This window comes from Undibacterium parvum (assembly GCF_003955735.1).
GTDB lineage: Bacteria > Pseudomonadota > Gammaproteobacteria > Burkholderiales > Burkholderiaceae_D > Undibacterium > Undibacterium parvum.
Genome location: NZ_CP034464.1, coordinates 1,574,141 through 1,594,580, shown reverse-complemented (window position 1 = coordinate 1,594,580; position 20,440 = coordinate 1,574,141). Strand labels below are relative to the sequence as shown.

Genomic DNA, 20,440 nt, shown 5'->3' with positions numbered 1-20,440 from the left:
TTTGCATGAATTTAACAATCAAATATGCGATTTTCGCACTAATTGCGACAGCGGTAAACATCGGAGCGCAGGATATTGTAATTCGCTATTATATTGGGGCGTTTGACATTCTTGCGTCTATGATCATAGGTACAGGTGCCGGCCTAATCGTTAAATATATCCTAGACAAGCGCTATATTTTCCGCTTCCGCGCTCGTGATGCTGCACACGATGGTAAGACGTTCGTCCTCTACACCGTAATGGGACTGGCGACTACGGTGATTTTCTGGGGCTTTGAGTTCGGCTTCGACCATATCTTCGAGACTAAGGAGATGCGCTATCTAGGAGGCATCATTGGCCTGGCAATCGGCTATCTGACTAAGTATTATCTCGATAAGCGATACGTTTTTCGCATGGAATCCGTATGAGATCTGTGTCCTCCTGGGGACGCCTGAGTGCAAATCAGCACGAAGCCGCGGTGTTGAATGATCCTGCTAAGGTCTCATCTATTGTTTGTGAACGACGCAAACTTGGCATTGCCCACGGCATGGGACGCAGTTACGGGGATGTCTGTTTGAATCCGGAGGGTATGCTTTGGGTCACTACCGGCCTTGATCACTTCATCGCATTCGACGAACAAACTGGCCGCCTTATCTGTGAGGCAGGAGTTCTGCTGCGTGATATCCAGCGATTAGTGATTCCGCGCGGCTGGATTCTGCCAGTGACGCCAGGCACCCAGTTGGTAACCATGGGGGGAGCTATCGCCAACGATGTACATGGTAAGAACCATCACGCCCTAGGATCTTTTGGCGATCATGTTCAACGCATCAGGCTGATTCGTACCGATGGAGAATCCTTCGATTGTGGCCCGTTACTTCGACCAGACTGGTTTGCAGCTACAGTAGGCGGCCTAGGATTGACCGGTGTGATCGCTGAGGCAGAAATTCAACTGCGTCGCGTTCCAGGTCCGTGGCTTGATACCGAAACAGTGCCGTATGGTAATTTGCAGGAATTTTTCCAGTTGGCCGATAACTCGGAAGCAGACTGGCAGCACACAGTTTCCTGGATAGATTGCATCTCGGGCGGTGGTGGACGGGGTTTGTTCATGCGTGCCAATCCGATTGATGTCGGGCAACGTTCCAAGCCGAGAGGGCGCAAACGCATGATGCCGTTTGTGCCGCCAGTCTCGCTGGTAAATCGGTTTTCCCTACGGCCCTTTAACCTTGCCTATTACAATATCAAGAGATGGCAAACTGCGAGGAACATTGTTCATTACGAGTCCTTCTTCTACCCACTAGACAACCTGCTGGAATGGAATCGCATGTACGGCCCGAAAGGCTTCTTCCAATACCAAAGTGTGGTGCCTCGCGAAGGTGGCAAAGACGCTGTTCAGGCCATGTTAAAGGAAATCGCCCGTTCTGGTGATGGCTCTTTCTTGTCCGTCCTAAAAACCTTCGGTAATCGGCAACCAGTCGGTATGCTCAGTTTTCCGAAGCCTGGCGTGACCTTGGCTTTAGACTTCCCGAACCACGGTGAGCGCACGCATACGCTGTTCAAAACTCTCGATGCTATCGTTCGAGAAGCAGGTGGACGCATCTACCTTGCCAAGGATGCGCGCATGCCGCGTGAACTCTTTGAAGCGGGTTACCCGCGCCTAAATGAATTTCTGAAATACCGTGACCCGGGCATCAGTTCGGGCTTGTCACGCCGCTTAATGGGAAGTTGAATTAGCATTGATTTCCTTTGTGTAGCCCAAAAATGTACAAATATAAAATAAACAAAATAATCGCACTTTTGTCATCCGTCATCCTGTTGCTGGCACTAGCTTGGCAGTTGACGGGTGTTGATATCAGGCAATTTCCAGATACGACCACCTATATGGAACTCGCAGGAAAAAAATCGTTTCTTGACAGCTTGTTTGCAATGAGACCATTTTTTTCCATTGTATTGTTCAAAATATTTAGCCAACATTTAAGTGCCTACTCGTATTTTCAAGCGATTTTATATGTAGCATCCTGGACATATCTCTTTTACGTCCTATCCGGTGCAATAAAAGAAAAATTTATTTTAGCTCTAGTGTGTCTTGCACTACTGTATTTTTCGCTTTATCCAGATTTTGTGCTTTGGATAAAAACTGCACTAACGGAGTCGGTAAGCATTTCTCTGTCCGTAATGGCGCTTGCTTTTTTTATAAAATATTTAGATAAAAATAATGGTCGTACACTAATTGCTTTGACGGGCGTATTAGTTCTTAATGCAGGTTTGCGGGATTTTAATGTCTACTATTCAATACTCTATATTCCATTGCTTTTCGCTATTGGACTCATAAGAGGTACAAAAATTAAGCCGGTTGTTCTTACCATTTTCGGTATTGCAATCGCTTGTACTTTTTTCATTTGGTCAGCAAACAATGTAGGCCCAGAATCACATGAAACGCGATGGTTCTTCTCTATGCTGAATAACGTAGGAAAGCGAATTTTACCAAACGAAAATTTCGTCAAATTCTATGAAGCTCATGGGATGCCAAAAAATGAAGCTCTTATGCAAATGACTGATTTCTATGGACATGAAAACGAACATGCTTTTTATACTGATCCGAAATTGAGTGAATTCCGTCACTGGCTTCGAATGGACGGGAAAACCACGTACGTTAAGTTGCTTATTGAGAACCCGCGCTATACATTTGGACAGTTATGGCGCAGTGTCAATGAAATTTTTCAACCGTATAATTATCTGTTTGGAAGTTATGCTCCGGAAAATTTTAAGGGGATTATTAATATACGACTTCCGTATATATCTCTTTATTTCTTGGATTTTTTCTTGCTGTCAGTCATGTTGGGTGTCGCGCTATATGCTGGACATAGAAATGCACGAATAAAATTTGCGATTGGTCTCGGTTTTATTGGTCTTTGCTTTCCACTGGCATTTATTGCTTACCATGCTGACGCAATGGAGGTTGCTCGGCATGCATTGCCCGTCAATCTACATGCTGTATTATCGTTGGCGTTATTCGCGTATATTATTGATGACATTTGGAAATCAAGATGCGTATATTCGAAAGATAAATTGCCGATTTTGATTACGTCATTGGTAAGTTCTTCGGTTTTTCTAGTTATCTTCTGTCTTTTTCTTCTTTCTGTGCCTTCCATTCCATCTAGCAATGGCAAATTTGACACAATTGGGTCTGTTTATAAATGGCGTGGATGTAAGTTATCCACAATTATTGGGAAATATACCAAATCTTGTGAAATCGAAACTACCGCTTTAGCTAAATCCGGTTTTCTTGCCTTTGGGCCCTATGAGCGGCTTAAGAGAGGAAAATATTCGTTTGAGGTTGAGTATGTTAGTTCCAAACTTAAAACAGATACTGCGGGCGAATGGGATGTCGATGTATCCTTGCGCGATGATATTAAGTTTCTCGAAAAAGGAAAAATACTCGGCACAGAAAATGAGTTAGGACTAATCAAAGGCTCTTTTAATATAGATACTGCCTTCGAAAATGAGATGATTCAGATCAGAATTATAGTGGATGCAGATGCAGCGATGAAAGTCAATTATCTTAAAATTAATCGATTGGAATAAAATTGTATTTTTTTGCATCAACTCTAGAAAAAAATTAACTTACAGAGACTGCTTCAAGTTATTGCTTTCATCCGATTAAAAATATCGAGACATTGTTTTTTTGTTTATATAGCGCATCTCATTGCACGATGTTTTTTTGCAATTAGGAAGAATGGGTGTCGATTTCATTTATCTTGTCAACAATGTTCGTATATATCGATACCTGCTTAAAACTGTCGATCAACGACCAATGCATCGTTAATATATTACGCCAAGGTGAGCAAAACCCAATGCTCCTGCATGGCTTTATGGAAAATTAGAATGAAATATAGAGATAAAATTGTTATTGTAGGAGCAACATCTGCTATTGCCGAGAATTGTGCACGACTGTGGATTCAAGACAGGTCAGTAGACATGATACTTGTTGGGCGTGATGCAACCCGTATTGAACGAGTTGCTGCCGACCTTAAGGTTCGTAGTCCGCAATCGGAAATCCAGATATTGCAGGCTGAGTTCCTTGATGAAACTGCCATTCAAGCCACTGTGGACGGTATTGTTGCGCAGGGAAGGGTAGACATTGTCTTGATCGCGCATGGCTCCTTACCAGAGCAAACACAATGTCAAGATGACTTGCAGGCTTGTCGGGAAGCGTTGGAGGTAAATGGATTATCGCCAGTACTCTATGCAGAGGCATTCGCGAAACACATGGCAAAAGCCGACCATGGGACTATTGCTCTGATCGGATCAGTTGCCGGTGACCGGGGACGTAAATCCAACTATGTTTATGGTGCAGCGAAAGGTTTGGTAACTCGTTATGCGCAAGGATTACAGCACCGATTTGCCAGTACTGGAGTCAAGGTAGTACTGATAAAACCCGGGCCAACTGATACCCCTATGACTGCACACCTTAAGGGGCAAGGGGTAAAGCTGGCATCGGTAGAAGACGTGGCAAGGAAGATTGTGGTGGCAATTGAGCGAGGTCAATCTGTTGCATATGTTCCTAGTAAATGGAAGTTCATCATGTTTGTAATTGCCCATATACCATCATTTATTTTTAATAAGATTGATATTTAAATGTCATTATTTAGTATTCGACTTTTTACAGCACCTATTTTTTTAGTTGTCGCAGCAGGATCAATAGTAATTTCATATTTAGCAAAAGACCCAGCCTTAAAAGATCTTTTTAATTCAGATGCCGTTTTCCTACCATTATTATTTCAAAATTTATTTGATTTCGGTGGAAATATAAGAGATTGGTATTTAACGCCAGCACCATATTTTTTTCCAGATTACTTAGTATTTCTGGTGAGTCATTATGTCGGCGAAAATATTTACAGTAGGATTGTTATTTTTGCAATCATTCAGACATCAATTATGTTTGTTTTCACATATCTGATTTCGCGGCAACTCGAAAAAAAAAGTGCTCTTTTTACTTCCACGTTAGTTACTATATTGATGACTTGGCTATCTTTAAATGCTGGTGAGCCTTTCATATTGATGCTTTTTAGCGCTTTTCATTTCGGCGCGTTTATTTCTAGTATGATATTCATCCTACTGCTCTTACTCTACCCAAAATGTAAAACAAATAGTCATAGAGCATTAATTTTATCGATTCAATCAATACTGACATTTTTATCGTCACTTTCAGACACACTATTTGTAGTCCAGACTCTAATACCAGTTTTTTTCTCCGTTTTATTAATAAACATTATTTTCCACGAAAAACAGTTTAGAAATTATCTTCCGGCAACTATTCCATTGCCCTTCGGAATACTTGGGTTAGTTTTGTATCCTAATTTAATTGAACATAATACAAGGTATTCAATTGTAATAGGTATCGAAAAAATCGACGTTAATTTTTCCACTATACTTTCTATATTTAATCAAGTAATTGTAAAAACTCCATTTTTTGGAGTTGCTTTTATTTTTTACCTCGCATTTAGTGTCTTATGTTTTATGTACTTATTAAAAAAGCGCTTTCTTTTTAATATCTCAAAGCAACTTATTCAGATTATTATATTTGTATTTTTTTCAATTTTATCAATGTTATTCGTAGCTTTGCTAGTTACGAACCAAGCACAACTCCCACCTAGATATTATATTGCGACCTTCATATGGCCAATAATTATTGGCACAATTGTTTGTGCTTACATGCTAAAGAATAAATTTTTCTATTTTTATTGTTCAATATCTATCGTAATTTCAGTTTATCTTTGTCTTAACGCTCTTTCTATCGCAAGAAATAATGAGGTTTCAGATGATTTTTATCCGAAAGATATATCATGTCTCGACAGGGCGATCAGTGAAGAAAATTTGAGTAACGGTATTGCACAATACTGGGATGCGAAATACATACAGGCCTTCAGCAAGTCTGGGGTTACGTTGGCGCAGTATTGGGACGATCTTAACGAAATGAGGTGGATTACTTCTAAAACATTCTTTAAAAATAATTATGATTTTGCCATTGTTTCAAAAGATGCCAAATTGTTCAAAAAATCAATTGAGCAAATTAACATAGTAATTGGAGTGCCCCAAAAAACAATTACTTGCGGTAATCGAGACTTACTAATATACGGTAAAAACAATTTTCGAACTCGAAAAATTAATATCCCTGGTGATTCTTATAAATGGTTAGGATGTAACTTACCAACAGTGAGTGGGAACTATACTTCGAAATGTGAAATCGAGAATGAAAGAAATAGTAAGCCAGGGGCACTATCATTTGGCCCGTATGAGAAACTTCCATCTGGAAACTATTTTTTTGAGATTGAATATGTTAGCGATCAACGTAAATCTGACGTAGTTGGTGACTGGGATCTCGCTATCGCTTTGCCCGAGCAAGCAAAAGTACTACAAAACGGAACCTTGTTAGGTACTGATGCTAAGGAGGGAAAAGTTAGCGGTTTTTTCTCAATAGATAGTGTTTTTAATATGGAAAAAATCGAATTTAGAACCTTCGCTCGTACTGGTCAACGAATTAAAATTATTTATTTTGTTCTGAAGCGATTAACATAGAAGCGAGTGGTAATCACACCAAAAAATTCTCAATGCAGGCTATTTCTTCGGGTCCCTATATTGCTCTAGGGCGCTCAAGGCAAACGAGAATATGAATGGTCTGATCCGATAGTTGCTGGCTAAAAAACTGCGCTTCGAAAACATTAGTCCCGCGGATATCGTACAGGCATGCATAATCTAACTTATTGCCCCTGAAAATAGCAGAAGTCCAGTTCGCCACACGATGTATTCATGGATCAGTTGAAATCGTATTAACATGGTATTAGAACTGCAAAGTTGAATCTGATTCGTATTAAATTTTATAGAGCAAAATTGTCAATGGACACTTCACGAAACAACGCTGCATAGGCTTTGCCTAATGCAGGACCGGAAAAAAGTCGCTCGTAACGCTCTCTTGCCGCTTTTCCCAAATTGTTTGCCAATCCTTCATCCGCTAACAGCGTATTCATTGCTTGTGTTAATTGTTCTGTAGATTCCGGAGCGACTACAAAGCCAGTTTCTTCGTGCGAATTCACATACGAAGTACCAGTGCCGATTTCACAAGAAATCATAGGGCGGGAAAACATAGCCGCTTCCACCAATACCATTCCGTAGGCTTCGGAGCGTAAGTGTGACGGCAGTACCAATGCCCGGCAGTTCTTAATTAATGCAACTTTTTCCGCATCGCTAACTTGTCCAGCAAAGACTACATTCTCAGCGCCGATTTGGGTTGCCAGTGATTGCAGAGCCCCGCCTTCGGGACCCGAGCCTGCGATGATCACTTTTGCCTTGAGGTTTTTTGCTGCTTGGATCAGAAAATGCGCACCTTTGTAATAACGCAATACCCCTATAAACAAGAAAAAAACTTCATCTGTCCCAAGTTTTAGACGGTCGAAAATTGCATCGTCACCTTCTTTGGGGTAGGAGTCCTCTTCAATTCCTAAGGGGATAATTCTGACTTTATCGCGAATATCTGGATGAGATAAAATCGGGCTGGTTTTGGCATACGCTGGAGAATTCGCTACAATTACGCGCATTTCACGCATGGTCTTCCACATTAATGGCGCGTACGCTGCGCCTAACCATCGTTGGCGTACCACATCAGAAATGTAGGTCAGGACCGCCGGGCAATCAGGTCTTATGGTGGCATTCAATACGTCAGCGAATGGCCAGGGGAATAGGTAATGTAATACATCAGCTTGTTTTGCCAAGCGAGAAAATGTTGTAAACGCTCCGGTACCACCTAAATCGCAAGACGCAGGCGCGGCCCACGAGCGGCTGCGCACCACGGTTGCCTCTGGTCGTATTAATACACTGGGTTCAGGTTGAGGTGATAACGTAAATATCGTATTCGTGACACCTTGTGCACCAGTTGATAGCGCAATCTGCCGTATTGCCTCCTGCAAACCTCCAGGTGGGTCGGGAAAATAGGTACGGTACACATGTAGTACTGATGTACTCAATTGAACTACTCCTCTTTAATTTCTTTTAATTGTCTGCTCTGCAGTATTATTCCCGCAGTAAGACATGCACCCAGTATTGCTTCAGTTAGTACCGTCATCCATGCGGCGGCCATGATGCCATAAGTTGGAATTAACAGCAGGTTTCCAACAATACTTATTAATGCCGCGATTGATGCTGAAATCGCAAACCATCGCTCTAGTCCTAACGCTAAGGCGGCTTGATTTAACACGCCATTTGGTAAGAGAAAGACAAGTGCCCCACCTAGAACTAAAAGTAAGGTGCCTGCGCCTTGATATGCCGGGCCATAGGTGAGGGCGACAAGTTCATTGCTAAAAAGCCATAGTAGAAATAATAACCCCATGCCAATTAAGGTTGCTACTATCAAAGCAGGCAATATTTCTTTAATGATTTTTGATGGTAAAATGACATTTTGCCGGAAGCGGCGGAATAAAATTAAACCTACTGGAGATGCGAGTAAAAGTGTTGCATCAATTAGACGGTAAGCGACTCCATACTGGCCAACCTCAATTTTTGGTAAATCCAAAAATTGAAAAAGAACCATATCTACTCTTAAATGAAGTGTTGTTGCTAAATCAAGCCAGATAAACGGCAATAACGCTTGGTAAACTTTTGGTGATAAGTTGAATAGAGGGCTAACCCGAAGGTAGCGTACGACTAAAAAACCAAAAGCGCTGGCACCGATAAATTGTGCCATTAATACTTGCCATGGGTGGCTCGCTCCTAGTAATAATGCGAGAGCAGCGCAAACTGCAGTGAAACTGCGATTACCTATTTGCCACGAAGCATCTCGCACCAAACGACCATCGCCTCTTAAGATAGCCAGACCAAATTGATTTAACGCAACAGTACCAAAGAACCAGATGGTGGCTAACGAAGTTAATGCATATGTGGGGGAAAGTATTACCGAAAAAAATGAAAGAGTAAGTATGACCAATAGCGCATGGCCATATGCCAGCCCCGGTAATTTTGGTAATAATTCGGTTAATGTAGCGCTTGATCGTGCACGTTCACGTTGCAATAGCTTAGCAAAACCGCCATCCGCCAAGATGGCGACGATTGCACCGACTGATAAGGCGATCGCATAAAGACCAAACTGATCTGGGCCTAGCATACGGGCGACCAAGACGCTTATGGCAAAAGATACTGCGCCAATAAAACCTACGGCTATCCACTGTGCTCCCAAAAATCGCAATATCATCAGTGAACCGTATTGTTTATTGTAAGTATTTTAGTTGGCAAGACGTATTTTTTGGTACGTATCGATTGTTTGAGTGACACATTGATCCCATGTGAATAATCTGCTTCTAGTTAAAGCCTTTTCAGACAAGTCTTTTCTGGTTTTTGGATCCATTACCATATTCTGAATTGCTTCTGTTAAAGCAGATACGTCATGCGGATCGTCTATTAGCAAACCAGTGTCACCTATTACCTCGGGGATCGATGAGACATTCGCGGCGATGACAGGTACCCCACACGCCATAGCTTCAAGTGGTGGCAGCCCAAAACCTTCATAAACTGAAGGGTAAATCAAGGTTAATGCTCCCGCGATGACTTTGGCAAGATCTTCGCGTGATAGATACCCCAATTGACGTACTTCACCAGATTGTATCATTGGAGCAATTTTTTGTTCCAGTTCTGATGTATGCCAACCTTTCATTCCGACCAATACGAGCGGATAACGTTTGCGTATCGCAGGAGCTAATTGCATGAAGGCCTGTAAAGCCACTTGCAGGTTTTTTCTGGGCTCAATTGTACCTACTGCGAGCAAATACTCTCCATGGATTAAGGAGTGTTGTTGTAGTACTGGCATCGTTGCATCCGCGGTCAGAGGGGTGAACAACGACTCTACGCCTAGTGCAATAGGACGTATCCGCTTAGGGGACACACCAAAAACGTCTATCAGCTCACGTTTTACAAAGTGAGAGTCTGTCAGTATCATCGAAGCACGATTCAGTCCTGACTCAAAATACTTGTCCATTGCCCGTACGCGCTCTGGAGGATGCATCTGAGGAAAGCGTATCCAAGATAAATCATGCACCGTTACAACCGTCAAACCATCAAATGGTAAGGGAAGGATGTTTGGTTCATGGTAAATATCAAAGCGACCACCCCTAGTATGAGATGAAAAGCGCTGGTTCTGGATGACGCGTCTTAGCGCATAAGAAAATGGTACTTTACTGCGTATCCAAGGTAGTAAAGATGCTGCGGCCGGCAGTGGCGCGCTGCGAACTTCTTTGCCCCAGAAAGCGCCATAAAAAAACTCGGGTTCTATATCTTTATGCGCCGCCAATCCCATAGCCAAATGAGCGCTGTATTGTCCTATCCCAGTAAGTGGTGACAGAAGGGCTGTTGCATTGAACGCGACACGCATTATGCACTTTCCGATTGTTCTAGCATCCACTGCAAGGTTTCTCGCAGGGGGCGGTGCGACACTGGACCGATTACATCTATTAATTTTTCAGCGCTGCCACACAAACGATGAATTTCATTATTGCGTACGAAAGCTGGGTTGACGTTGACTTGCAATTGATGGCCAGTGATGTCGCTGAGCAATGTAATGACCGATTTCAGTGTAATGGGAAGCCCTGAACAAATATTGATCGCCATGCCCGGTTTTGCTTTCTCAAGCAATTGTAAATAAGTTTCGCATACAAAACGCACGTCATTAAATTCACGTTCTACATCTAGGTTACCAAGCTCAACCGACTCTGCCCGTTTGGAAAAATGCGCAACCAGTTTTGGAATCACGAATGATGCTGCTTGCCCAGCACCAGTGTAATTGAATGGACGGACAAAAAACAAAGGCAGGCGATCAAGATAAGTGCGAGCCATGTGTTCCATTGCCAGTTTGCTCATGGCATAGTGGTTGACTGGTGCCGGCGGTTGTGATTCTGTAATTGGTGATTGCTCGCAGTTCCCATATATATTGGCACTGCTGGCGAGTAGTACACTGCGCGGTGGTTCTGGCAGCGCAGCTAAAGCATCTAGCAAATTTAATGTGCCGATTACGTTAACGCTATAAAAAGCACTTGCGTCGGCGTGTCCGACAAAGCTGATAGCAGCGAGGTGAACAACAGCCTCTGGTGCCAAGGCAGCAATTTCAGTTTTTACGGCTGTGCTGTCATTGAGGTTGGCGCGCAAAGCGACAACCTCATGGCCGCGGGCAACAGCGGTCGATACAAAGTGGCGACCGGTAAAACCATCAGCTCCTGTGACCAGAATCCTCAAAATGAAAATCCTGCTGTATTGCGACGGATATCGGCCTCTACCATCATCTTGCACAATTGTTCTAGAGTAGTGCTAGGTGCCCAATCTAACTTAGCTTTGGCTTTTGCAGGGTCACCAATCAGCAGCTCAACTTCTGCAGGTCGGTAGAACTTTGGATTGACACGCATGACAGTTTTTCCGGTGACAACATCGATTGCCGTTTCGTCTTCTGCCGAGCCTTTGAAATCAACAACAATGTTCGCAGCCTTAAATGCCATACGAACGAAATCACGCACTGTTTCGGTACGGTTTGTCGCTAATACGAAGGTATCTGGTTCATCCGCTTGCAACATGCGCCACATTCCCTCAACGTACTCTTTGGCAAAACCCCAGTCTCGTTTGGCATCGATATTACCAAGCTCAAGTACATCTAGCTTTCCAAGTTGAATTTTTGCAACTGAATCGGTAATTTTACGAGTAACAAACTCGCGTCCGCGCAGTGGGCTTTCGTGGTTGAATAAAATCCCGCTGGAGCCAAATATCCCGTAACTTTCGCGGTAGTTGACTGTCATCCAATGGGCATACAACTTGGCAACACCATAAGGACTCCGTGGGTAAAAAGGAGTCTCTTCAATCTGAGGAATAGCCTGTACCTTGCCAAACATTTCAGATGTAGATGCTTGGTAGAAACGTATTTTTGGATTGACCAAACGAATCGCTTCTAACAGATTTACTGCGCCAAGTCCGGTAATCTGAGCTGTCGTAGTTGGTTGATCAAAACTGACACCGACAAAACTTTGCGCGGCCAGATTATAAATTTCATCAGGCTGCACTTTTTGAACTAAAGAAATGTTGGATCCCAAATCAGTTAAGTCGTATTCGACCAAATGCAGATTTGGGTGGTTCTGAACACCTAGTTCTTCAAGTCGCCAAAAATTAACTGAACTGGTACGGCGATAAGTGCCATAGACAGTGTAGTTTTTTTCCAGCAGCAGTTGTGCTAAATAGGCGCCATCTTGCCCGGTTATTCCTGTGATGATTGCCGTTTTTTTGGTCATTTTAATTGCACGTTAAGTAATAATATAAATAGAGGATTATAAGCTGTAATGATTTTATTGGCTATTTTGTAGTGGTTACCGTAATTGGGGTACTCACGATTTTCATTCCCATGTTATGAAACCATTCGACCCCATCTTGTACCATGGATACTTGGAATTGGTAATTACCTGGTAGCGATGGGAGTATTGCAAGCAAATCAATTGAAGCACTTGTTTTCGGTGCGATGGTAAGTGCCATATCCTGTCTTGGTTCCCAATTCGCGTTCAGTTCTTGATTTTTTGATTTTTCGTTAATGAAACGCCACGACACCCGTAAAGCGGGACCGTCACTGCGTAATGTATTGAAATCAGCTTCGGAGTTATTTTGAATACTAAGTTTGGTTTTTAAAAAACTCTGATCAAGTGTTATATCGCTTAGAGACAGTTGTATATGTTCTGCTTGCGAAGCTGCGATCTTCCCTGATCCAGCAATAATAGGTTCATGCTCGCAGTTTTCCAGCGCAACAACCATCACACGTGCGGCTAATACGTTTGCCGCGGCAAGTGGCAGCTCTTGGAACTTGGCATAGGCATTGATACGGTTATGGAATGACGTACAAGGCGATGGGTCTAAATAATTCGGCGGTGCATTCCCGGAGTACCCATTTAAGGTGGGGTGCCGCATATCTTGCGCCAAAATCATCCCATCAAGCTCTGTGACAAAACTTGGGTCGGAACTTTTTCCTGAAACATATAAAATTGTATCCGCGGTTAATGGCATCGTTAATTTATTTTTGAGTGCGGTTTGTTGCGCAGCCCAAACTGCGATCGACGTATTGTATATCTTGTATGTGACAACTTCAGCGCCTAGTAAAATTATGATAATAAGGGCGAACACAAGTTTTGCACTCATATTTTTGATGTCTATCTTATTCCAAAGTTGCTGCGTGCCTATCGCTACTAAAATGGAAATAGGCATGAGCATTACGAGCGCAATCCGGGTAACCGCTCTGACTGCACTCAAGCCAGGAAGGTAGGATATTGCACGGTATAAAGAAATGCCTCCTAGGTTCAGCGTAAATAAAAACATGAAAACGAAGGTGAACAGCGCGATTTTTGCAAGTTGCTTCATTTCCGACTTACTCCATGCGACCGCCGCACCATAAATGCTTAGCGCCCATATTCCAGCCCCAAAAAACATTTGATGTTCGTGGCGCATGGGAATATCAGTGACGAAACCACCGATCCAAGAGCTCAGTCTAGAATGATCTGCGAGAAAATAACTGGAGATTCTGGGCAGCGTAGCCATAATTTCGCTCGGAGAGCGTTTAAATCCATACGATGCGCTAATCGACTGGTATCGATAGAGTAAGTAGCTTACAGCAATCGTAGAAATTGCAAGAATGGCTATAAAAGCAATTTTTTTATGGATCGGTTCTCGGACTATTGATACCCGCATTTCTTGAAAAAAATTACTTGCACGACTCCAAAAAAACACCCCGCAAAAACTGGCTATCAATAAATAGATTAAGAAAATCCCTAAATAGATAGAGCAAAAAAACTGGACTGCCGTCCAGAAGGCGACGCGCCAAAACGGAAAGAGTCGCTTGGTTTCCAGCATCTCAAAAAATGCATAATAGGCAAGAGGAATGGCAAAACGATAGGTCAATTGCGCGTGACTTTCTTGCGCCAAAACAGGTAATGCAAACGTAAACGCAAAGGCGCCCGCCGCTGCCGAAAAACCATTTAAGCCTAGTCGTTTTATCACCAGGTAGGAACAAATAATATTTAAGCTTATACCGACGAGAAACCAGCTATCAAAAGCTACTTCGCGTCCCGCCCCCAAGCTACGAAATAAGATATAGGCGAAAGCTGACCCAAAATGATTGTCACTGAATGCCAGTACACCCCTAAACGGATAAAAAAATGTAGGGCTCCATAAAGAAGTTCCTTTTTGCGTCAGCCATTGAAATAGGTGTTCCAGAATGACACTATTAAAACGAGCGTCACCGATATCACCAGGCACTGCCGTAAAGTAATCGACAGCGGGTAAGCCGTAGGCGAAAAATCCTAGGATAAGGAACAATAAGGCAAACCAGTTTGATTGTAAGGCCTTTAACATGTCGATTCTTTTTTCAATTGCGGCGTTATCGTTAAGTTTTTTCATCAATCTTCTATCAGTATTCAATTCCAAAATTCATTGGTAAATTTTCAAGTGTTTTGAGAGTAGTTCCTGTATATGGAATATAGCTATGCCAATACGAATACATTAATATTAAATTAATAGAAATAAAACAGAAAATAAGCGCCCAGGTCCAACGTGCTCCCCATTTTTTTCTAATAGTTACGATGCTGGTTGCTAGAGGTACTGATACTAAGGGCATCAGGTCTACAAACGGTCTGCAAGCAAAACTTGCACCGAAAGACCAAGTCCACCAACTGGAGCAAATATAAATATGAACAGCTAGTACCAAGGTAATCAGTCCAGGAAAAACGTGGTCGCGCTTGAGCAATGACGGTAGCCCTAAAAAGCCTAGTAATGTAACAGGTGACCAAAAAAATAGACCTCGATCGATACTAAACAGAAATTTAAAAATTTCTGGTTTAGTCCAGTTAAATCCTTCTAGCTTGCCGTTTTTTGGCGGGAATGCCGCATAAGAGTTGAATATAAAACTACCACTAGTTCTATACCAGTACGCGAATAGTGGCATTGTGCTTATAAATGCGGCGATTCCAAAAATTGCGAGATGTTGGAATAGATGTATTCTGCTTTCTAATTTCAGATTTTTTTCTACGATTAAACCAAGCGCCAAAATCCCTAAAATTGCGTTGGGTAACCGGATCATGGCGATTAAGCCTATCGCAATCCCTAAGCCAATTAGGTAATAGGTATCGCGGTTTGGGCTGGAGTTTCTATATTGGTCGAGTAATAGTGTATAAATGGAAATAATAGCAAACGAATATATATGCGAAAAAGAACCATCATAAGTTGCGTAATGGAATACATTGGTGGCAAATGTCACTAGTAAGAGAACCATCCCCGCAATTTGCGATGGATATTTTCGTCGCAAAGTAGTGTAAATTGCAAGCATGCCGATACACAGATAAAAAATCCCAGATAATATATTGGCGACTTGATAGGGTGTTGAATATCCGGTCCGCGGGAATTTGTATAATTTAGCAAATACGTCTGCGGCGATAAAAAAAGGTGTTGCAAGTAAAGCCGTTCCAGGGAGGTATTTGGTGAACATTTTACCGGTAGTAGGATGCGGACCAAGTCCATAGGCTTTACTTGCCAAATCATCGTCCGATACTTCCGTTAGAGCGGAGTGAAAAGACAAATCTCCATCGATAAAAATAGAAGAAAGATAAGAGTTGTAACCAAATCCATCGGATCGGATTGGTGGGCCATTTAAGTTGTCTTCGTATATATGAAGACAGCAGGCAGTAGCTAGTAAAATTGTAAAAAAAACCACAAAAATAATATTGAATTTTGCGTTTCCGTATGAAGCAGTGCCCCATATTTTTCTATTGATGCTCACAATGTAAAGCTTTCAGAACCTGTCATAAATTTGGGGGTAAATGTTTGCTTGGGAAATCGATAAAGTCTAAAGGAAATAAAAGAAAACTTTAACGAAAATGGATTTGCAATTGGCTGTCGGTTTTTTTGAGCAATTTAATCAACATACGTTGAAGCCTTAGCTATATTGAATTGCTGTTCTAAGTTTAGTGGGAAAGACAGGTATCGATTAAATTATTCTGGAGTATTGAAATTAAAATACGATGAATTGATTATGCGAAAGAGAATATTGCGATATTGTCCGATACCCTCTCACAACATAAAATGCATAATTTTGAAGTGGTTTAATGACTATTAAGTTGAACCTGTGTATTTATACATTCGTATTCAGAGGCCTTTTCACTATGAAGAAAAGGATTTACTAGATCGTCTGTGTATTTACCCATGAGAAGACGTTGTTTTGGCAAAAGATTGCGTCTGAAAAATCTACTGGCGTTGGCTAATTGTGTACCTCGCTCAGTTAGCATGACGCAACCGTTCTCAATTTTTATAGTGCCAGACGCCTGTTGTTCTGTCAGGCGCACATCGACCAGACGATGTTCTTTAACGTATTCTTTGGTGAATATTTCTTCAAATTTTGCAAACTGTATGCCGCCGCCTCGCTGCTGTATCTTTTCTAATATGTAAAAGGATAAGGATCGGTCTATTACGGTAGGGATAGAAATTGCAAAAATATAACCGCCTAGCAGCCAAATGAAAGATAACTGTAATTTTTCAAAGTGATTAAAAATATTTAATCTCTGCCATAAATATAAGGGCACAGAGACTAAGACTGTTGCCATCAGCGCGTCGGCAAGAGAACTGTATAGCACCACATCGACTTTGAAGTAATTGACGTGCAGCCAATATGTAAGCAGCAATACGCTGATAAATAGTGTCGTGCTGAGTAATGCCCAGAAGATTTTTTTCATTTTTTAAATACCAAAAATTTGTTGCCAATGTAGCTTAGCGATACCTGAAGTGCCGTAGCAAGTAAGAAGCCTATACGATAATCATAGCCCCAAAGATCACTCCAGACGTAGAGGAGTAAGCCGTGAAAACAGGCAATAATCGCATACAGGGCAAGGAACTTGCTCGCTTGCGTTAACAGTGTTTGCTGATGATCTTGAAATACATAGTAGCGACTACCAAGAAAAGAGACCGTAATACCAAAAAATGCGGCGATAAAATTAGCTATGCCGGCAGATGGTATATGCAATAACTTGAGATTGAACTGCAGTACTCCAAAGTGCACCATGGTTGCGACTACACCATTTATTAAATAGCGCATTAACTGCAGTTCTAGCAAAGCCTTAAAGCGTAACACTTGGGTGCGCATGAGTTATGGTATCTACAAAATCCCTGTAGGCAACGTTGGCCACTAGGCCGCCACGCACCACGCCGGTTAGCATGAGTGTCATCAAGGTCAGTGCGCCAGTTTGCAAGAACACCAGCAACAATATGCCTAAGGCAACCGAAAACCAACCTGGGGTTGCTACGCCAAACAGTTTAAGCGCAACCGCGGCGACGCTCGCAAGTACCGATAGTATTGCCACCAATGCGCAAGCAATCCCAACGCGGACTAAAACATCTTCGGCAAATACCATTAGTCCTTTGAAACCATGCAGAGCGAGACCTACAAAATTCATCTTACTTTGTCCTGCATATCTTGAGCCTCGATCGAGTGGGCAGGTCGCCAGGCGTAATTTGGATGTCAATGTACAACCAGCAACGTGTATCCAAAGTTCTTGCATGGCAGATAAACGTTGTACCGCAGCAGGCTTAAGCGCCATAAAGTTACCAAAACTGATGGTTCGACCCGTGAGTAATTGAAACATCCATTTGTAGGCGACATAAAACGCTCGGAAGCGTAAAGTTTCTACGCGGCTCTTACGTTGTGCAACCACGACATCAACTTCCGGTGCTTCTAACGCTAAGATGAGTTGTTTGATGGATTCGGGTAGATCTTCTCCATCCGAATCCATGACGACAACACGTTCTGCGTCAGGTAGCTTATCCGCGACGTAGTTGATACCTATCGCAATTGCTCTTTGGTGCCCGACATTACGTTTCAGTTTGATAATCACGCCATCAAGTCCTGCCGTTTGCAGACTGGCGATATCTACTGGTTGGCGTACTGATCCGTCATCTACAGCAACGACGTATACATCAGACCCAAAGGTTTTGTGCAACTCTTGAAAAAGCTGACTGGATGCTTCGACGTCTTCGTATACCGGCGTCACTATCACCAGTGCTGGTTTGAATGTGTGAGTCATGTTTACGCGTGTTTCCGAAAATATTCTATAGTGTGCCGCAGCCCCTCTTCTAATTCGATAGTCGGTTGCCAATCGAGTTGCTGTTTTGTTGCTGTAAGGTCAGGCTGACGTTGTTTTGGGTCATCCTGAGGTAAAGGTTTAAAGCTTAATTTACTGCTAGTCCCTGTAAGTGCTAGTACTTTTTCTGTAAGTTCTAACATGGTGAATTCACAAGGGTTACCTAAATTGAGCGGACCTGTGATTGCATCATCAGCGTTCATGAAACGGATGAAGCCTTCGATGAGGTCATCAACATAGCAGAAACTGCGTGTTTGTGAACCATCTCCGTAAATGCTTAAGTCTTGTCCACGTAAAGCCTGGATGATGAAGTTACTTACTACGCGACCATCGTTGGGGTCCATGCGTGGGCCATAAGTATTAAAAATGCGCACGACTTTGATACGCACACCATGCTGACGGTGGTAGTCAAAAAATAAAGTCTCTGCGGCACGTTTTCCTTCGTCATAACAACTACGTATGCCTATGGTATTGACGTTGCCCCAATAACTTTCAGGCTGGGGGTGTACTGATGGGTCGCCATACACTTCTGAAGTGGATGCCTGGAAAATTTTAGCGTTTTGCAAACGCGCCATTTCGAGTAGATTGAGTGCTCCCAATACCGACGTTTTCATCGTCTGAATAGGATCGAGTTGATATCGCGGCGGCGATGCTGGGCACGCTAAGTTGTAAATCTCATCAACCTTTATTTCGGGTAATGGCAAAGATACGTCGTGCCGGATTACTTGAAAGCTTGGATTTGAACGTAAGTGTTCAATATTTTCTTCTCTGCCTGTAAAAAAATTATCAAGGCAAATTACCGTATGACCTTGGTTTAAAAGTTTTTCACATAGGTGTGAGCCCAAAAAACCCGCGCCACCTGTTACAAGAATTTTTTTCATATTTATTATTTTTAGCGTGTTTATTGAGTGGGTTTAACGACGACCGACACCGATATATTCAAAATTAAGTTTTTTAAGATCGTTCATCGGTAGGTGATTACGACCATCAAATACGACAGCCGATTTCAGTGAAGCTTTTACCTTAGCAAAATCTGCAGTTTGATATTCTTTCCACTCAGTTACCAATACTAATGCATCAGCATTTGCTAAAGTAGTCATAGGATCGTGTTCAAGTTGTAATTTTCCATCTTGAATTAGATCGGAAAAAATACTGGTAGCCATCTCTTCGGCGACAGGGTCATGTGCAATTACCTTGGCACCAGCTGTAGTCAGCGCGCGAATTAAATCAATCGAAGAAGCTTCACGCATATCATCCGTATCCGGCTTAAAAGCCAAGCCCCATACCGCAAACTGGCGGCCATGTAGATTTGCCCCAAAGCGTGCTGTGATGTTTTGAAATAAATATTGTTTCTGTTTTTTATTTCGCGCCTCAACCGCATTTAACACAAGCGGATCGACACCTACGCTTTGGGCTATTCTTACCAGTGCCTGCACATCTTTAGGGAAGCATGAGCCGCCGTAACCACAGCCCGACTTTAGGAAGGCAGGGCCAATCCGTGAGTCAGCACCAACTCCGCTACGTACTTGTTCTACATCAATGCCAAAGCGATCACATACATTGGCAACTTCATTCATGAATGAGATCCGAGTAGCCAACATTGCATTTGCCGCATATTTTATTAATTCGGCCTCTTTAATCCCGACGATCATCAATTGCTCTGGCTTCGCAACAAACGGTAAATACAAGGCGCTCATTTGTTCTTTGGCTATTGGGTTATCCGTGCCGACGACAATACGATCGGGATTAAAAAAATCATCGAGTGCGACACCTTCCTTGAGAAATTCAGGATTGCTAACTACATCGAAATCAAGAAATATTTTACGTTGAAACAGTTGCCAAGCGATCTCGCCTTTGACCAAATCAGCGGTACCTACTGGTACGGTAGACTTGTTAATGATGATGGCGGGCTGTTGTAACTCTTGTCCAATTTCACGGGCGACAGCCAATACGTATTTAAGATCAGCCGAACCATCTTCACCTTGGGGTGTACCTACCGCAATAAAAATTAATGTGCGCTGATCTGCCGAGGATGGGGCTAGCATTGTGAGTGCCGATTTTACGTTATTCGTAAATGACAGATGTTTTGTTGTTACTGCATCGTGTACTACCTTATCTAAACCGGGTTCATAAATTGGCAAAATACCCTGAGCAAGTTTATCTAGCTTAGTTTGGTCTTTGTCGACGCAAATTACATGATTTCCTTTGGTAGCAAGGCAGGCTCCGGTGACAAGTCCGACATAGCCGGTTCCTACGACGATAATATTCATTACTATTCCTTAAGT

Annotated in this window: 17 protein-coding genes; 5 read left to right on the top strand and 12 right to left on the bottom strand. The window is 42.5% G+C overall.

Going from position 1 to position 20,440, the window contains the following annotated elements; all coding sequences use genetic code 11:
- The first annotated feature begins 5 nt into the window (after positions 1-5).
- From EJN92_RS06865 to EJN92_RS06845, 5 genes are all read left to right on the top strand, one after another.
- Positions 6-407: a GtrA family protein gene (locus tag EJN92_RS06865; protein WP_126127125.1), complete on the top strand. Its 402-nt coding sequence runs from the start codon at positions 6-8 to the stop codon at positions 405-407.
- Positions 404-1,705, top strand: coding sequence for an FAD-binding protein (locus tag EJN92_RS06860; RefSeq protein ID WP_126127124.1), 1,302 nt, complete (start codon positions 404-406; stop codon positions 1,703-1,705). Before EJN92_RS06865 ends, EJN92_RS06860 begins: the two co-directional genes overlap by 4 nt.
- Positions 1,706-1,773: 68 nt before the next feature.
- Positions 1,774-3,561, top strand: a complete 1,788-nt coding sequence (locus tag EJN92_RS06855) for a hypothetical protein (protein WP_126127123.1) — start codon at positions 1,774-1,776, stop codon at positions 3,559-3,561.
- Positions 3,562-3,861: 300 nt separating this feature from the next.
- Complete coding sequence (locus EJN92_RS06850; RefSeq protein ID WP_126127122.1) at positions 3,862-4,614, top strand: SDR family NAD(P)-dependent oxidoreductase; 753 nt, start codon at positions 3,862-3,864, stop codon at positions 4,612-4,614.
- Entirely contained in the window at positions 4,615-6,555 is a 1,941-nt protein-coding gene (locus EJN92_RS06845; RefSeq protein WP_126127121.1) for a hypothetical protein, read from the top strand.
- Positions 6,556-6,854: 299 nt separating this feature from the next.
- Here the strand turns inward: EJN92_RS06845 and EJN92_RS06840 are convergent, their stop codons facing one another.
- From EJN92_RS06840 to EJN92_RS06785, 12 genes are all read right to left on the bottom strand, one after another.
- On the bottom strand, positions 6,855-7,997 hold the full coding sequence (locus EJN92_RS06840; protein ID WP_126127120.1) for a glycosyltransferase: 1,143 nt from the start codon (positions 7,995-7,997) through the stop codon (positions 6,855-6,857).
- Positions 7,998-8,002: 5 nt separating this feature from the next.
- Positions 8,003-9,217 carry an oligosaccharide flippase family protein gene (locus EJN92_RS06835; RefSeq protein WP_126127119.1) on the bottom strand — a complete coding sequence of 405 codons (1,215 nt, stop codon included), beginning with the start codon at positions 9,215-9,217 and terminating at the stop codon, positions 8,003-8,005.
- Positions 9,218-9,247: 30 nt separating this feature from the next.
- Positions 9,248-10,390, bottom strand: a complete 1,143-nt coding sequence (locus EJN92_RS06830) for a glycosyltransferase family 4 protein (protein WP_227869746.1) — start codon at positions 10,388-10,390, stop codon at positions 9,248-9,250.
- On the bottom strand, positions 10,390-11,247 hold the full coding sequence (locus tag EJN92_RS06825; RefSeq protein WP_126127118.1) for a GDP-mannose 4,6-dehydratase: 858 nt from the start codon (positions 11,245-11,247) through the stop codon (positions 10,390-10,392). The genes EJN92_RS06830 and EJN92_RS06825 overlap by 1 nt, the downstream gene beginning before the upstream one ends.
- Positions 11,244-12,284 carry a GDP-mannose 4,6-dehydratase gene (gene gmd / locus EJN92_RS06820; RefSeq protein ID WP_126127117.1) on the bottom strand — a complete coding sequence of 347 codons (1,041 nt, stop codon included), beginning with the start codon at positions 12,282-12,284 and terminating at the stop codon, positions 11,244-11,246. The genes EJN92_RS06825 and gmd overlap by 4 nt, the downstream gene beginning before the upstream one ends.
- A gap of 61 nt (positions 12,285-12,345) precedes the next feature.
- A complete protein-coding gene (locus tag EJN92_RS06815; protein WP_126127116.1) occupies positions 12,346-14,430 on the bottom strand; it encodes a hypothetical protein in 2,085 nt (694 codons plus the stop codon).
- 10 nt (positions 14,431-14,440) lie between these two features.
- Positions 14,441-15,805, bottom strand: a complete 1,365-nt coding sequence (locus EJN92_RS06810) for a hypothetical protein (protein ID WP_126127115.1) — start codon at positions 15,803-15,805, stop codon at positions 14,441-14,443.
- A gap of 322 nt (positions 15,806-16,127) precedes the next feature.
- The gene (locus EJN92_RS06805) at positions 16,128-16,754 is read right to left on the bottom strand and encodes a hypothetical protein (protein ID WP_227869745.1); all 627 of its coding nucleotides are present in this window, start codon (positions 16,752-16,754) and stop codon (positions 16,128-16,130) included.
- Positions 16,751-17,161, bottom strand: coding sequence for a GtrA family protein (locus EJN92_RS06800; RefSeq protein WP_126127114.1), 411 nt, complete (start codon positions 17,159-17,161; stop codon positions 16,751-16,753). The genes EJN92_RS06805 and EJN92_RS06800 overlap by 4 nt, the downstream gene beginning before the upstream one ends.
- Positions 17,136-18,098 carry a glycosyltransferase gene (locus EJN92_RS06795; RefSeq protein WP_126127113.1) on the bottom strand — a complete coding sequence of 321 codons (963 nt, stop codon included), beginning with the start codon at positions 18,096-18,098 and terminating at the stop codon, positions 17,136-17,138. Before EJN92_RS06795 ends, EJN92_RS06800 begins: the two co-directional genes overlap by 26 nt.
- A gap of 2 nt (positions 18,099-18,100) precedes the next feature.
- Positions 18,101-19,036, bottom strand: coding sequence for a UDP-glucuronic acid decarboxylase family protein (locus EJN92_RS06790; protein ID WP_126127112.1), 936 nt, complete (start codon positions 19,034-19,036; stop codon positions 18,101-18,103).
- Between the two features lie 33 nt (positions 19,037-19,069).
- Positions 19,070-20,425, bottom strand: coding sequence for a UDP-glucose dehydrogenase family protein (locus EJN92_RS06785; RefSeq protein ID WP_126127111.1), 1,356 nt, complete (start codon positions 20,423-20,425; stop codon positions 19,070-19,072).
- Between the last annotated feature and the right edge of the window lie 15 nt (positions 20,426-20,440).

Excerpts from the sequence above, each read along its gene's own strand:
- EJN92_RS06795 (WP_126127113.1), bottom strand. The coding sequence starts at position 18,098 with ATGACTCACACATTCAAACCAGCACTGGTGATAGTGACGCCGGTATAC.
- EJN92_RS06865 (WP_126127125.1), top strand. The coding sequence starts at position 6 with ATGAATTTAACAATCAAATATGCGATTTTCGCACTAATTGCGACAGCG.
- EJN92_RS06800 (WP_126127114.1), bottom strand. The coding sequence starts at position 17,161 with ATGCGCACCCAAGTGTTACGCTTTAAGGCTTTGCTAGAACTGCAGTTA.
- gmd (WP_126127117.1), bottom strand. The coding sequence starts at position 12,284 with ATGACCAAAAAAACGGCAATCATCACAGGAATAACCGGGCAAGATGGC.
- EJN92_RS06785 (WP_126127111.1), bottom strand. The coding sequence starts at position 20,425 with ATGAATATTATCGTCGTAGGAACCGGCTATGTCGGACTTGTCACCGGA.
- EJN92_RS06835 (WP_126127119.1), bottom strand. The coding sequence starts at position 9,217 with ATGATATTGCGATTTTTGGGAGCACAGTGGATAGCCGTAGGTTTTATT.
- EJN92_RS06850 (WP_126127122.1), top strand. The coding sequence starts at position 3,862 with ATGAAATATAGAGATAAAATTGTTATTGTAGGAGCAACATCTGCTATT.
- EJN92_RS06790 (WP_126127112.1), bottom strand. The coding sequence starts at position 19,036 with ATGAAAAAAATTCTTGTAACAGGTGGCGCGGGTTTTTTGGGCTCACAC.
- EJN92_RS06805 (WP_227869745.1), bottom strand. The coding sequence starts at position 16,754 with ATGAAAAAAATCTTCTGGGCATTACTCAGCACGACACTATTTATCAGC.
- EJN92_RS06830 (WP_227869746.1), bottom strand. The coding sequence starts at position 10,390 with ATGCGTGTCGCGTTCAATGCAACAGCCCTTCTGTCACCACTTACTGGG.
- EJN92_RS06815 (WP_126127116.1), bottom strand. The coding sequence starts at position 14,430 with ATGAAAAAACTTAACGATAACGCCGCAATTGAAAAAAGAATCGACATG.
- EJN92_RS06845 (WP_126127121.1), top strand. The coding sequence starts at position 4,615 with ATGTCATTATTTAGTATTCGACTTTTTACAGCACCTATTTTTTTAGTT.
- EJN92_RS06860 (WP_126127124.1), top strand. The coding sequence starts at position 404 with ATGAGATCTGTGTCCTCCTGGGGACGCCTGAGTGCAAATCAGCACGAA.